Source organism: Ruegeria sp. CG3, assembly GCF_056537205.1.
In genome coordinates this window covers 2,077,048-2,090,291 of sequence record NZ_JBQFRC010000001.1, presented here as the reverse complement: position 1 = coordinate 2,090,291, position 13,244 = coordinate 2,077,048, and the positions used below count along the sequence as shown (strand labels likewise).

General features: G+C 61.0%; 10 protein-coding genes. 8 read left to right on the top strand and 2 right to left on the bottom strand.

Features of this window, described 5'->3' with window-relative positions; translation table 11 throughout:
* Positions 1–54 precede the first annotated feature (54 nt).
* The 4 genes from ACR0NB_RS10345 (at position 55) to ACR0NB_RS10330 (ending at position 5,728) form a co-directional block, all read left to right on the top strand.
* The gene (locus tag ACR0NB_RS10345; protein ID WP_480775587.1) at positions 55–1,548 is read left to right on the top strand and encodes a BCCT family transporter; all 1,494 of its coding nucleotides are present in this window, start codon (positions 55–57) and stop codon (positions 1,546–1,548) included.
* A gap of 474 nt (positions 1,549–2,022) precedes the next feature.
* On the top strand, positions 2,023–3,477 hold the full coding sequence (xylB, locus tag ACR0NB_RS10340; protein ID WP_480775586.1) for a xylulokinase: 1,455 nt from the start codon (positions 2,023–2,025) through the stop codon (positions 3,475–3,477).
* Positions 3,474–4,430, top strand: a complete 957-nt coding sequence (locus ACR0NB_RS10335) for an aldose epimerase family protein (RefSeq protein ID WP_480775585.1) — start codon at positions 3,474–3,476, stop codon at positions 4,428–4,430. Before xylB ends, ACR0NB_RS10335 begins: the two co-directional genes overlap by 4 nt.
* Positions 4,427–5,728 carry a cytochrome-c peroxidase gene (locus ACR0NB_RS10330; RefSeq protein ID WP_480775584.1) on the top strand — a complete coding sequence of 434 codons (1,302 nt, stop codon included), beginning with the start codon at positions 4,427–4,429 and terminating at the stop codon, positions 5,726–5,728. Before ACR0NB_RS10335 ends, ACR0NB_RS10330 begins: the two co-directional genes overlap by 4 nt.
* Here ACR0NB_RS10330 and ACR0NB_RS10325 read toward each other — a convergent pair whose 3' ends face one another.
* A complete protein-coding gene (locus tag ACR0NB_RS10325; protein WP_480775583.1) occupies positions 5,729–7,240 on the bottom strand; it encodes a CRTAC1 family protein in 1,512 nt (503 codons plus the stop codon). It abuts the gene before it with no gap.
* Positions 7,230–8,447 carry an ROK family transcriptional regulator gene (locus ACR0NB_RS10320; protein WP_170356971.1) on the bottom strand — a complete coding sequence of 406 codons (1,218 nt, stop codon included), beginning with the start codon at positions 8,445–8,447 and terminating at the stop codon, positions 7,230–7,232. Before ACR0NB_RS10320 ends, ACR0NB_RS10325 begins: the two co-directional genes overlap by 11 nt.
* 187 nt (positions 8,448–8,634) lie before the next feature.
* Here ACR0NB_RS10320 and xylF point away from each other — a divergent pair, with 187 nt between their 5' ends.
* The 4 genes from xylF (at position 8,635) to xylA (ending at position 13,100) form a co-directional block, all read left to right on the top strand.
* The gene (xylF, locus tag ACR0NB_RS10315) at positions 8,635–9,618 is read left to right on the top strand and encodes a D-xylose ABC transporter substrate-binding protein (protein WP_437438568.1); all 984 of its coding nucleotides are present in this window, start codon (positions 8,635–8,637) and stop codon (positions 9,616–9,618) included.
* A gap of 63 nt (positions 9,619–9,681) precedes the next feature.
* Positions 9,682–10,980, top strand: coding sequence for a sugar ABC transporter permease (locus ACR0NB_RS10310; RefSeq protein WP_170339578.1), 1,299 nt, complete (start codon positions 9,682–9,684; stop codon positions 10,978–10,980).
* A gap of 71 nt (positions 10,981–11,051) precedes the next feature.
* On the top strand, positions 11,052–11,783 hold the full coding sequence (locus ACR0NB_RS10305) for an ATP-binding cassette domain-containing protein (protein ID WP_480775638.1): 732 nt from the start codon (positions 11,052–11,054) through the stop codon (positions 11,781–11,783).
* Between the two features lie 9 nt (positions 11,784–11,792).
* Positions 11,793–13,100 carry a xylose isomerase gene (gene xylA / locus ACR0NB_RS10300; protein ID WP_480775582.1) on the top strand — a complete coding sequence of 436 codons (1,308 nt, stop codon included), beginning with the start codon at positions 11,793–11,795 and terminating at the stop codon, positions 13,098–13,100.
* The last annotated feature ends 144 nt before the right edge of the window (positions 13,101–13,244 follow it).

Genomic DNA, 13,244 nt, shown 5'->3' with positions numbered 1-13,244 from the left:
GTTGCAAGCGGGTCTCTACGCTCGGCGTTGGATCAAATCCAAGGACCAAAGCCCATGCGCCGCACATCGACCAACTCGCTGCTTGTTATCGCGCTTGCGATCAGCGCAGGCATCGCGATTTGGGGTCTTGTCGACCCGGCGGGGCTGGGCCGGTTGGCGTCTGCCGCGGTTGCGACGCAGTTCGAAAGCCGGGGCTGGTTCATCATGCTCGAAGCCAGCGGCCTGCTGTTCGTTGCGCTGTTTCTGGCCTTTTCGCGCTTTGGGCGCATCCGGTTGGGGCCGGATGGTGCCGAGCCCGAGTTTTCGACCCCCGCATGGATCGCCATGCTGTTTGCGGCCGGGATGGGGGTTGGGCTGCTGTTTTATGGTGCAGCCGAGCCGCTGACCCATTTCGAAGAGCTCAGAAAATACGAGCCCGATCCGAGGGCCGCCGGAAACGCTCTGTTCGTAACCTACCTGAACTGGGGCTTTCATGCCTGGGCAATCTACGGGGTGGTCGGTCTGATCATTGCCTATTTCGCCTTCCGCCGTGGGGGCACTCTGCTGCTGAGCGCGCCGTTGAACGACGCTCTTGGGTCGGCCCCGTGGGTTCGGGCGATGGGCTGGGGCTTTGACCTTCTGTCAATCGTTGCCATTGCCGCGGGGTTGGCTGGCTCGCTGGCCATGGGGGTGTTTCAGGTGCAAACCGGGCTGGCCGGATTGCTTGGCGTGGCGGATTCGGCGGCTCTGACGCTTCCGGTCTTTTTCGCCATGTGTGTGGCATTTGTCATCCCTCTTCGGCGGGATCTGGGGGACGGCATGGCCAAGCTGTCCAATGCTGCGATGCTGATCGCCGTGGCAATGATGATCTATCTGTTGGTCCTTGGCCCCACTTCATACCTGATGAATGGTATCGTGAGCGGCTTCGGGAGATACGTGTTCCACGTTCTGCCCGCAGGGTTTGCCACGGCCGAGTTCTTTGGTGACGACCTCGTCAACTGGTTCCAGGATTGGACTCTGAACTACATGATCTGGTGGCTGGCCTGGTCGCCGTTCGTCGGTATCTTCATCGCCCGGATTTCCCGGGGCCGAACGATCCGGGCTTTTCTTTTGGGTGTGATCGTCGCGCCAACCTTGTTCTCGATCCTTTGGTTTGGCGTGTTTGGCGGGCTTGGGTTTTTCGACGCGCTGCGGCAGCAAGGTTCCTTGTCCGTGGTCAATCAGCAGAATCTTGACGCGACCACATTCGCGTTGCTTCAGCGTTTTCCTCTGTCCGGTCTGACGCAGACAGCGACCATTGTCGCGGCGTTTCTATTTGTGGTCACCAGCGTCGTCAGCGCCGGATTTACCCTCGCGATGATCGGAACCGGTGGTGATGAAAACCCGTCTCCCCGGATCCGCACGGTGTGGGGGGCAATTCTGGGTGCGCTTGGGCTTGCCATGGTCTTTGTCGGGGATATCGGGCTGGTGCGATCTGTGATCGCAATTTCGGCGATCGCCTTTGTTTTCATAGTTCCGGTTCTGGTGGTCTGTCTGTTCCGGGTGCTGGCGCGGGAGGAAGGGCCATGACAGGCGAGTTTCTGGATACCGTTCTGAACGTCACCGTCTTTCTTTACCTGGGCTTTCTGATCTGGCTGTGCCTGCGCCCGGATCCCTGAGGCCCGTTCGCCGAGAAAGGGGATGTCGCCATCCGTCAAACCTGATGGGCGCAACCCAAAGAACGCGCGCGCTTTCCTTGCAGGTTGAGTTGCAGCCATGCCCCATGTTGCGGTCGTCATGCAACGAGACACCCGCCTTGATCTCGGAGATATAGGGCAGCATGCGAAAGAGTGGGCAGCCTGTAGCGAACTACGTCTTGAGCGTCCAAACAGCCTATTGGCAGAGAGCTTTTTGATCCGCTGCCGACCAAAGAAGTTGGGTGAGGACTGGGCATTCCGCCCTATTTGTGTCGTATGAATTTGAGCGCCGGATTCCGGTGTTGACATTTTCTGAACTCAGTTAATAATTTTACTAACTAAAATAATTTGGGTGAGGGCGCGTCTCGTGTATCTGGGTTTGGATCTGGGGACCTCGGGTCTCAGGGGAATTCTTGTGGACGAGGCCGGGCAGGTTCTGGCCGAGGCTGAGGCTGAGATCGCCACGTCGAACCCGCAACCGGGCTGGTCCGAACAAGCCCCGCAGGATTGGATCGACGCCTGCGCGACCGTCATGGGCCGACTGCGTGAGACGAACGGCGATGCACTGGCGCAACTGCGGGCGATCGGACTGAGCGGCCACATGCACGGCGCAACGCTGTTGGATCGGGACGGCGCCGTCCTGCGGCCGTGTATTCTGTGGAATGACACCAGATCGGCGCTAGAGGCCAAAGACTTGGACCAGACCCCCGGGATGCGCGAGATCACGGGCAATATCGTGTTCCCCGGGTTCACCGCGCCCAAGTTGGAATGGGTTCGTGCCCATGAACCCGACCTGTTCGCCCGTACGGCCATGGTGTTGTTGCCGAAGGATTATCTGCGGTTCTGGCTGACCGGGGAATATGTCAGTGACATGTCCGACAGCGCGGGAACGTCCTGGCTGGATGTTGGTACGCGGAACTGGTCGGACAAGGCGCTGGAGTTGGGTCACATGAGGCCCGATCAGATGCCGCGGCTGGTCGAAGGCACCGACCCCGGCGGTGAGCTGCGGAATGAACTACTTCGGGAATGGGGGTTGTCCGGACCGGTTGTGGTCGCTGGCAGTGCTGGCGACAACGCCGCTGCCGCTTGCGGTATCGGCAGCATCGACGAGGGGTCCGGGTTTCTTTCTCTTGGCACCTCAGGTGTGCTGTTGATGGCCCGGAACAGCTATGCACCGGCACCCGAGACGGCGGTTCATTGCTTTTGCCACGCGGTGCCTCGACGATGGATTCAGATGGGCGTCATCCTGTCGGCGACCAACAGCTTGAACTGGCTGTCGCGTAACCTCGGTCAGCCGATCGAGGCGCTGGCCGGGGCGCTGCCCGCCCAGCCAAGCGGTCCGTCGTCGCTGACCTTTCTGCCCTACCTGTCCGGCGAGCGGACGCCGCACAATGACAGCGCCATCCGAGGGGCTTTTCTGGGCCTCGACATCGCTTCGGAGCCGACGGATCTGGTGCAGGCAGTGATGGAGGGTGTCGGTTTTGCAATGCGCGATTGCCTTGAGGCCCTGAGGAGCACCGGTACCGAACCGGCGCAGTTGATTGCCGTAGGTGGCGGTGCGCGGTCCCGCTACTGGCTTCAGACCCTCGCGACCACGCTGAATGTGCCGCTGGCCCTGCCCAAGGGAAGCGCGTTCGGGGCTGCGACTGGTGCCGCGCGGCTGGCCATGTGCGCAGCCGGAGACGCAACACCCGAACAGATCATGACCCCGCCAGAGATCGACGCCATCATCGAACCGCAGAGTGATTTGACCGAAGCCTATGACAGCGCCTACAGACGATACAGAGCGTATTACAAGGCGCTGGCGCCATTGGCTGGATGATGAACAAAAGTCGCACTGATTGCACTGATATCCCGGTTATCGTCCTGCAAGACGGGGACATGCGGGTGTCATTGCTGGGCTATGGAGCGATCACGCAAGGGTGGTGGTACAAGGGCCAACCGCTGATCCTTGGCTATGACGACCCGACCGAATACCTGAACGACCCGTTCTATCTGGGCGCGCTCGTCGGGCGGGTTGCCAACCGGATCGGCGGCGCAGGGTTCGATCTGGACGGCACCCATCATGCGCTGATTGCGAACGAAGGGTCGAATACGCTGCATGGGGGGGCAGAAGGGCTCTCGCGCCAGTTCTGGCAGGTCGAGCAGCTTTCGCCGTGCGAGGCGGTGCTGGTCCATGTCTCGCCCCACGGCGCGGGCGGATTTCCGGGGGCTGTGCGCTTCGAGGTCAGGGTCCGGTTGGATTTCCCTCGCCTGACATATTCGATCTCTGCCTGGCCGGACAGGCCGACCCCGATCAGCATCGCGCAACACAACTACTACACGTTGGGGTCCGCTCGAGGCATCTCCGAGCACCGATTGCAGTTGGCGTCGGATCGTCACTTGGAACTGGACGATCAGGGGATACCGTCTGGCGGGATCGTCGACTCTGCATCGGTCGGGCTGGATTTCGAGGCCCCCGAACCGATCGGACAGGCCGCCACGGACCTCGATCACTTCTTCCTGTTCGGCACCGGCGGCAAGGTGGCCCAACCGGTTGCCACCCTTGCGGCGCCGTCGGGATTGACGATGACGGTCCATTCCGATCAGCCCGGGGCGCAGGTCTACTCTGCCGCCCATTTGTCCGCGCCATTTGCGCCGCATGCCGGGCTCTGTATCGAGCCATCGGGCTATCCGAATGCGCCGAACGTCCCCGCGTTCCCCTCGATCATATGTACGTCCGAGAAACCGTATCACCAGACGCTGATGCTTGAGATATCCGAGGCAGGGGCATGAGCGTGATCCGTTCCTTATCGGCCTTGGCTGTTTTCGCCAGCTTTGCCGCCGGGACAGCGGCCCAGAACCTTGGCCCGGCTCCCGAGTTCATCGAGCCCGACCTTGCGATCGTGGAACTGGGGCAAATGCTGTTCTACGACCCGATCCTGTCGGGAAACGAAAACATCAGTTGCGCCACCTGCCACCACCCAAGGTTCGGGACCTCGGACGGGATGTCGCTGGGCATCGGAGAAGGCGGGGTGGGGCTGGGCAGCGCCCGCGGGCTTGGGTCCGACAACCTGCCCGAGCAGCGCATCCCGCGCAACTCTCCGGCCCTCTGGAACCTTGGCGCGACCGAGTTCACGACGTTTTTTCACGACGGCAGGCTCGAGGATGCTCCTGAGCAACCTTTCGGCATCAGAACACCGTTGGGGCAGCATATGCGGCCGGGGTTCCGCTCGGCATTGGCGGCTCAGGCCATGTTCCCGGTTCTGTCGCCGGATGAGATGGCCGGACATTATTCGGAAAACCCGATCAGCAAGGCGGTGCGGCTGGGCCTTCTGACGCAACAGGGTGGTGCATGGGACCTGATCGCCGGGCGGGTGGCTTTGGTTCCGGAATATCAAAGGATGTTCCGCGACGTGACCCCCGAAAAGGAGGTCTCGTTCGTAGCCATCGCCAACGCGATTGCCGACTTCATCGCCTTTGAATGGCGTGCCGACAACAGTCCCTTTGATCGCGCGATGCGCGGAGAGGAACCTCTGCCGCCCGACGCGGCGCGCGGCATGCAGCTGTTTTACGGCAAGGCCGGTTGCGGATCGTGCCATTCGGGGTGGTTTCAGACTGACCACGGGTTTCATGCGATCGCGATGCCGCAGATCGGCCCGGGAAAGGCTGCTCGTTTTGAAAACCACGTCCGGGATGATGGTCGACTGCGCGTAACCGGTGCAACCGAAGATGCGTTTGCGTTCCGGACGCCGTCGCTGCGCAATGTGACGCTGACTGCGCCCTATGGTCACGATGGCGCCTATGCTCGGCTCGAGGACGTGGTACGGCACCACCTTGACCCCGAAGGCGCGTTGCGGCGCTACTCGATCGAAATGGCAGATCTGCCTGTCTTTCCCGGAGCCGATGATCAACGGCCGCTACAGGATCCGGCCTTGGTCGATGCCATCGCCGCGGCCAACGAACTGCAACCGATTGCCCTGTCAGATGCAGAGATTGACGACATCCTGAGCTTTCTGGCTGCACTGGAGGATCCCGCCGAACGGCTGGGTGTACCAGAGCGGGTGCCCAGTGGGCTGCCAGTCGACAAGTGATCAGCGCCGCAGTCGGATGATCCGGTTGGTGTCGTATGTCTCCCAGTCCGAGCGGTCTCCACCAGGCCAGACGACACGAATGTCCACGGTCCTGGCGTCGCCCAGACCGAAATGATGCGGCCCTGCCATCCCGCTGGCATGGCCTCCGCCGATCGTGATCTCGCGGGTCTGAAATCCGGCAGCGGTCCGGACTTCGACAAAGGCGCCGATGGCCTGAGAATTGATGTCATGCTGGCCCAGATTCACCATGACCCAGTTCCCTGTTGCGGGCTGGTTCTGATAGATTTCGGCGGGTGATCCGCGATTGACCACAACCAAGTCCAACCAGCCGTCAATGTTCAGATCATGCAGCGCGGCGCCGCGAGATTTGGCCATTGATGCCACACCGGCCTCAGCCGCGGATTCGAAAAACTGACCGGATTCCTGCTGCAGCAACAGGCTGTTTGGGTCGTCCTGCGCCGCATCCGGCATCTGCTCGACATTGCCCTTCGCGACGAAAATGTCGTCACGCCCATCGTTGTTCACATCCGCGAATTGCGCGTGCCAACCGGTCGATGGTCGCCCGTCCGCGCCGATGTGCGGCCGGTGTGCGGTCGTGCCCTTGTCATAGGTCGCATCACGCCATGTGGGACCGCCGGCTTCGGGGTCGAAAATCTGGAATTTCTGATCTCCCATCGAGGTCAGGTAGACATCGGGATAGCCATCCCCCGTCAGATCGCGCGACGCGATGCCCATGCCCCAGATCGAGTAGGGCAACCAGCCTTCTGCCTGATCATACAGGCGCGGAGTTTCTTCCATCGCCCACATCTGTTCCTGTCCGTCACGGACATAGTAGTGCCGATCGTTGCTGATCCGCAGATCCGCGCGCCCGGTCCGGCCCCAATCCGAGAACAAAGCCGACAGCGCACAGTACCCAGGTTCCAGCCGAACGGGCGGGCCATAGGTTTCACCAAGGGGGCGGTACAGCAGAGTGGGGCCGCAGGCCTCGAATGGGCCATTCGGATTGTCGCGGTCCACATAGGTTCCGAAGGCCAGAGTGGGCAGTGCCTGCCCGGGTTCCCACGTGGCCGAGAAGGCCGTGGTCCAGTGGTCATCGGGCTCAAACCCCAGCCCCGCGAATGGGCTGAATTGGCAATCGGGCCCACCTTTGAGCAACAGGTCCGCCCCAACGCGCAGAACCACAAGGTCCAGGATGGTATCGCCGTCGATGTCCATCGGGTAGGCGCCGGTCACACCTGTCAGGGACAGCGGCTCTGGCGTGTTTGCCTGAAAGGATATTTGCGTCTGAGAGGTGTTTCGGAACAGCTGCGATGGGTTCGCCCCACCAGCGAGGAAGAGTTCGGGCAAGCCGTCCCCGCTGCAGTCGAAAACCGCGACGCCGCCACCCACGAAATGCTCCCAACCGCCGTCGTAGACATGAGAGGGAACGTCGATCGGTTGATACCGGGGGATGGCAGGATCGGCACTGGCGGTCGTGGCGAGGGCCGCCACCAAGGCGAGTTCAGCTCGCATGGGCTGCGATCTCCTGCACCTTCAGGATGGACACTTGTTCGATCCCGTAGGCCGCCGCGCCCTTGGCCCACATGAGGTCGCCCCAATGATGCACCTTGATCTCGGGCAGGGCGGTGTCGACATTCACCACTCCGTTTCGAATGCGCGCCATCACGTCGTCCGAACACAGGTGCTCAAAGCTGACCTGGGCTCCGGACAGAATGATGCAATCTGGGGCAAACAGATTGATGAGGTTTGACAGGCCCAAGCCGAACATCTGACCCGCGCGGGCCAGAACGGAAATTGCCCGTTGGTCTCCGGCGTGCGCGCGGTCGTGAATGTCGGAAACGGTTTCCAGCGCGCTGCTTTGCCCGGCGACCGTCATTTCTCGGATCAAAGCATAGTCGCCGACATAGGCCTCGAGGCATCCCCGTTGCCCGCATTGGCACAGCGCCCCGTCCAACTGGACCTTGGCATGCCCGAATTCGGCCCCGCATCCGTGGTTGCCCCGGAACAGCTTGCCGTCCAGAACGATGCCCAGTCCGACACCGTGCTCGATCGTGACGACAAGAAAGTTCGACAGGCCCTTGCCCAGCCCGAACAGCTGTTCGGCCTTGGCCACCAAGTTCGCATCGTTCTCGATGAAGGCCGGGCAGGGCAGGCCTTCGTCCAGAAACGCGGCGAAGTTCACATTGCGCTCGGTGATCGAAGATGACCAGTGCACGAAATTCCTCTCGGCATCGACCAAACCGGCGATGCCAATGGAAACACCTGAAAGCCCGTCGATCGTGCGGTCGATCTTTGCGCAGGTCTCCTCAAGCGCAAGGCGCACGGTGCGGACGAAATCGCGCGGTGACATCCTGGCATCTTGCAGGGCGTACATGTGCGAGGTGACTTCGTTGCCTTCGAAATCGACCAGAATGACCGAGATGACCTGACGCGCGACCTTGAGGCCCGCCACAAGATAAGAGGGCCCGTCTAGTTGCAGAAGAACCCGCGGCCGCCCGCGTTTGGCCGATTTGGAATGGGCCTCGCCTTCGATCTCTCGGACCAGGCCGGCGGAAATCAGGTCAGCGGTTGCAGCGGTGATGGTGGCCGGGCTGGTCTGCAGGGCCGATGCGATGTCGATCCGCGAAATCGACCCCTTGGTCCGGATATGCTCCAACACCCGCAGGCGTGTGGCATTCCGTTGGTCCAGCGAGTTTTGAGAAGCCTTGCTTTTCAGCATCTTGTCTCCGCGAATCTTCTGTTGGCCTCAATCTATTGGGATTTGAGGTCCACGAACAGAGTAAATATTTTACCCGCTGAAATAAATATGATACGCAGAAATACGAGGGCCGCGAATCATGACGCGATGGCCCCATCAACGGGAGGAAATCATGAAACGAATTCTCAGCTTTTCAGCTGCTGTTGCCATGGTTGGCTCGGTTGTCTTTGCCGAGCCGGTCGTCGGTGTAAGCTGGTCCAACTTTCAGGAAGAGCGCTGGAAGACGGACGAAGCGGCAATCAAGTCTGCGCTTGAGGCTGGTGGCGCCGAATATATCTCGGCGGACGCCCAGTCGTCCTCGGCAAAGCAACTGTCCGACATCGAAAGCCTGATCGCACAGGGTGTGGACGCTCTGATCATTCTGGCGCAGGACGCGCAGGCCATCGGTCCGGCCGTACAGGCCGCCGCGGATGAGGGCATTCCCGTCATCGCCTACGACCGCCTGATCGAGGACGACCGCGCCTTCTACCTGACCTTCGACAATGTCGAAGTGGGACGCATGCAGGCGCGCGCCGTGTACGAGGCGATGCCCAAGGGCAACTACGTCATGATCAAGGGTTCGCCTACGGATCCGAACGCGGACTTCCTGCGCGGTGGTCAGCAGGAAATCCTTCAGGCGGCGCTGGACAGCGGTGACATCGTGATCGTCGGTGAAGCCTATACCGATGGCTGGTTGCCCGCCAATGCGCAGCGGAACATGGAACAGATCCTGACCGCCAATGAAAACAAGGTCGATGCGGTTGTCGCCTCGAATGACGGGACCGCAGGTGGTGTTGTCGCGGCGCTGACCGCGCAGGGCATGGAAGGTATCCCAGTGTCGGGTCAGGATGGCGATCACGCCGCGCTGAACCGCGTGGCCTTGGGTACGCAGACCGTTTCCGTCTGGAAGGACGCCCGCGAACTGGGCAAGGCCGCCGGCGAGATTGCCGTCGCACTCAGCAGTGGCACCGATCCGTCGGAAATCGACGGAGTGGTCAGCTGGACCTCGCCGGGTGGAACGACGATGAATTCCGTCTTCCTGGCTCCGGTTCCGATTACCAAAGACAATCTGTCGGTTGTTGTGGATGCCGGTTGGATCGCGCTGGAAGATCTGTGCCAAGGCGTCGAGAACGGCCCAGCACCCTGCAACTAAACTCCAAAGTCCCCGGCCTGCATGGGCGGGCCGGGGACCCTTGCTGAATTTGAAAGATCGGAAATGACCGAAACTTCGTCTCAGCCGATACCTCAGAAAACCAAGCCAAGCCTGTTCCAGCAGCTGGAACTGGACATGCGGCTTTTGGGCATGATCGGCGCATTCGTGATCCTGTGCATCGGGTTCAATATCGTCACTGACGGACGGTTCCTGACGCCCCGCAACCTGTTCAACCTGTCGATCCAATCGGTTTCGGTGGCGATCATGGCCTGCGGTATGGTGTTCATCATCGTAACCCGGCACATCGACCTGTCCGTTGGCGCTTTGCTGGCGACCACCTCGGCGGTGATGGCCATGACGCAGACCGAGTTGTTGCCTCGCGTGTTGGGGATGGGTCTGGACCATCCCGCCACCTGGATCATCACCATTCTGGTCGGTCTTGCCATCGGAACGCTGATCGGAGCGTTTCATGGCTGGATGGTCGGCTACCTGACCATTCCGGCGTTCATCGTGACTTTGGGTGGCTTTCTGGTCTGGCGCAACGTCGCCTGGTATCTGACAAGCGGGCAGACAATCGGGCCGCTGGACAGCAATTTCCTGATGTTCGGGGGAACGAACGGAACCTTGGGAACAACGGCAAGCTGGCTGTTCGGGTTGTTTGCGGCGGCCATTGCGATCTGGGCGCTGTGGGGCAGCCGCCGGGCCAAGGCGGCGCATGGCTTCCCGGTCAAACCCGTCTGGGCCGAGGCAACGCTCGCCGGGATCATTGCCGCAAGCATCCTGGGATATGTGTACATCCTGAACAGCTATGCCATTCCGACGCGCCGGTTGCAGCGTATGTTCGAAGCCCGCGGCGAGACGATGCCCGAGGGCCTGATCGTCGGATACGGCATCCCGATCTCGGTCCTGATCCTGATCATTGTCGCCGTGACCCTGACGGTCGTGGCCCGCAAAACCCGTTTTGGGCGCTATATCTTCGCGACCGGCGGCAACCCGGACGCAGCCGAGCTGTCGGGTATCAATACCCGCCTGCTGACCGTCAAGATCTTTGCGCTGATGGGTTTCCTGTGCGCGGTTTCGGCAGTGGTCGCCTCGGCGCGGCTGGCCAACCATTCCAATGACATCGGAACACTGGACGAACTGCGAGTGATTGCGGCTGCGGTCATTGGCGGAACCGCCCTGTCTGGCGGCATCGGCACCATCTATGGCGCGATTCTTGGTGCGTTGATCATGCAGGCGCTGCAGTCGGGCATGGCCATGGTCGGCGTGGATGCGCCGTTCCAGAACATCGTCGTCGGCAGCGTGCTGGTTCTGGCCGTCTATATCGACATCGTCTATCGCAAGCGATTGGGTGGAAAATGACGCAAGCGCAGGAAACTCAGAAAACGCCGCCGGCATCCGGTCGCGGTTCCGGGCAACCACCTCTGGTCGAGATGCGAGACATTTCGATCTCGTTCGGCGGGATCAAGGCCGTCGACCAGGTCTCGGTCGATCTGTATCCCGGCGAGGTGGTGGGATTGCTGGGGCACAACGGGGCTGGCAAATCGACGCTGATCAAGGTCCTGTCCGGAGCCTATCAGATGGACCACGGGCAGATCCTGATCGATGGCAAGCCGGTCGAGATCAACAATCCGCGCGACGCGCGGGCCAACAATATCGAGACAATCTACCAGACCTTGGCCCTGGCCGACAATCTGGACGCCACCTCGAACCTGTTCCTGGGACGCGAAATGACTACGCCTTTCGGTCTGGTCAACGACGCGGCGATGGAGGCCGAATGCCGTAAGATCATGGCGCAGCTGAACCCCAATTTTCAAAAGTTCAACGATCCGGTTTCGGCTCTGTCCGGTGGCCAGAGACAGTCGGTGGCCATCGCGCGGGCTGTCTATTTCAACGCCCGCATCCTGATCATGGACGAACCGACGGCCGCCTTGGGCCCGCACGAGACGCAGATGGTTGCCGATCTGATTCACCAGCTCAAGGCGCAGGGGATCGGAATTTTCCTGATCGACCATGATGTCCATGCGGTCATGGATTTGTGTGATCGGGCCTCGGTCATGAAGAACGGCAAGCTGGTCGGCACGGTCGATATCGCGGACGTGACCGACGACGATCTGCTGTCGATGATCATTCTGGGCAAGCAGCCCGGGCAAAACTCGAAATAGGGGGCAGGTATGACAAGCGGTTTCTTCGAGGGTATCGAAAAGGTCCGGTACGAAGGCGTAGACAGTCGGAACCCGCTGGCGTTCCGTCACTATGACCCGGACGAAGTGGTGTTGGGCAAGCGCATGGAGGACCATCTGCGCTTTGCCGTCGCCTGGTGGCACTCTTTCGCATGGGAGGGCGGAGACCCGTTCGGTGGTCCGACCCTTGTCCGCCCGTGGCACCCGCAAGACGACATGGGACGCGCCCGGATGAAGGCCGATGTCGCCTTTGAGATGTTTGAAATACTGGGACAGCCCTATTTCTGCTGGCACGACGCGGATATTCGCCCCGAACAGGGCAGCTTTGCCGAAAACCTGCGCACGCTCGAGGAAATCACCGACTATATCGGTGAAAAGATGCAGGCGTCGGGAACCAAGCTGCTTTGGGGGACCGCCAACATGTTCAGCCATCGCCGCTGGATGGGGGGTGCCAGCACGAACCCTGATCCGGACGTCTTTGCCTTTGCCGCAGCAACCGTGAAATCCTGTATGGATGCGACCCACAAGCTGGGCGGCGAGAACTATGTGTTGTGGGGCGGGCGCGAAGGCTACGAGACGTTGCTAAACACCGATCTGGGGCTGGAACTGGACCATATGGGACGGTTCCTGAACATGGTGGTCGACTACAAGCACAAGATCGGGTTCAAGGGCACCATCCTGGTCGAGCCGAAGCCACAGGAACCCTCCAAGCACCAGTACGAATACGACGCCGCAACCTGCATCGGGTTTCTCAGGAAATACGGGCTGGAAGACGAAGTGAAGCTGAACCTGGAACAGGGCCACGCGATCCTGGCTGGCCACAGCTTTGAACATGAGATCGCCGTGGCGGCGGCCGAGGGTATGCTGGGTTCGATCGACATGAACCGGAACGATTATCAATCTGGATGGGACACCGACCAGTTTCCCAACAACGTGCCCGAAGTCGCGTTGGCCTACTACTACATCCTCAAGGCCGGAGGGTTTTCGACCGGGGGCACGAATTTCGACGCCAAGATCCGCCGCCAGTCGATCGACCCCGAGGACCTTGTCGCGGCGCATGTGGGCGGCATGGACGTCTGTGCCCGCGGGTTGAAGGCCGCCGCCGCGATGATCGAGGATGGCGGGCTTGATGCCGCGTTGACCGACAGATACTCCGGATGGGGCAGCCCGGAGGCGCAATCCATGCTTGCCTCATCGCTGGATGAAATCGCGGCTCGAGTGTTGGCCGAAGGTATCAATCCCGAGCCTCGATCCGGAAGGCAGGAGCGCTTGGAGAACTACGTCAACAGGTTTGTCTGACGGCTAAAGGTTCAACGGTTCCGCGCCCGGAAGCCTAAGACTGGTTCGGTTTAATCAGCCGGTATTCATTAGGGCCATATTCGAATGCGCGTTGTGGGCGTCGGTCCTCCGCGGAGGGGGGACAATTGACCCGGGTGCCTTCTG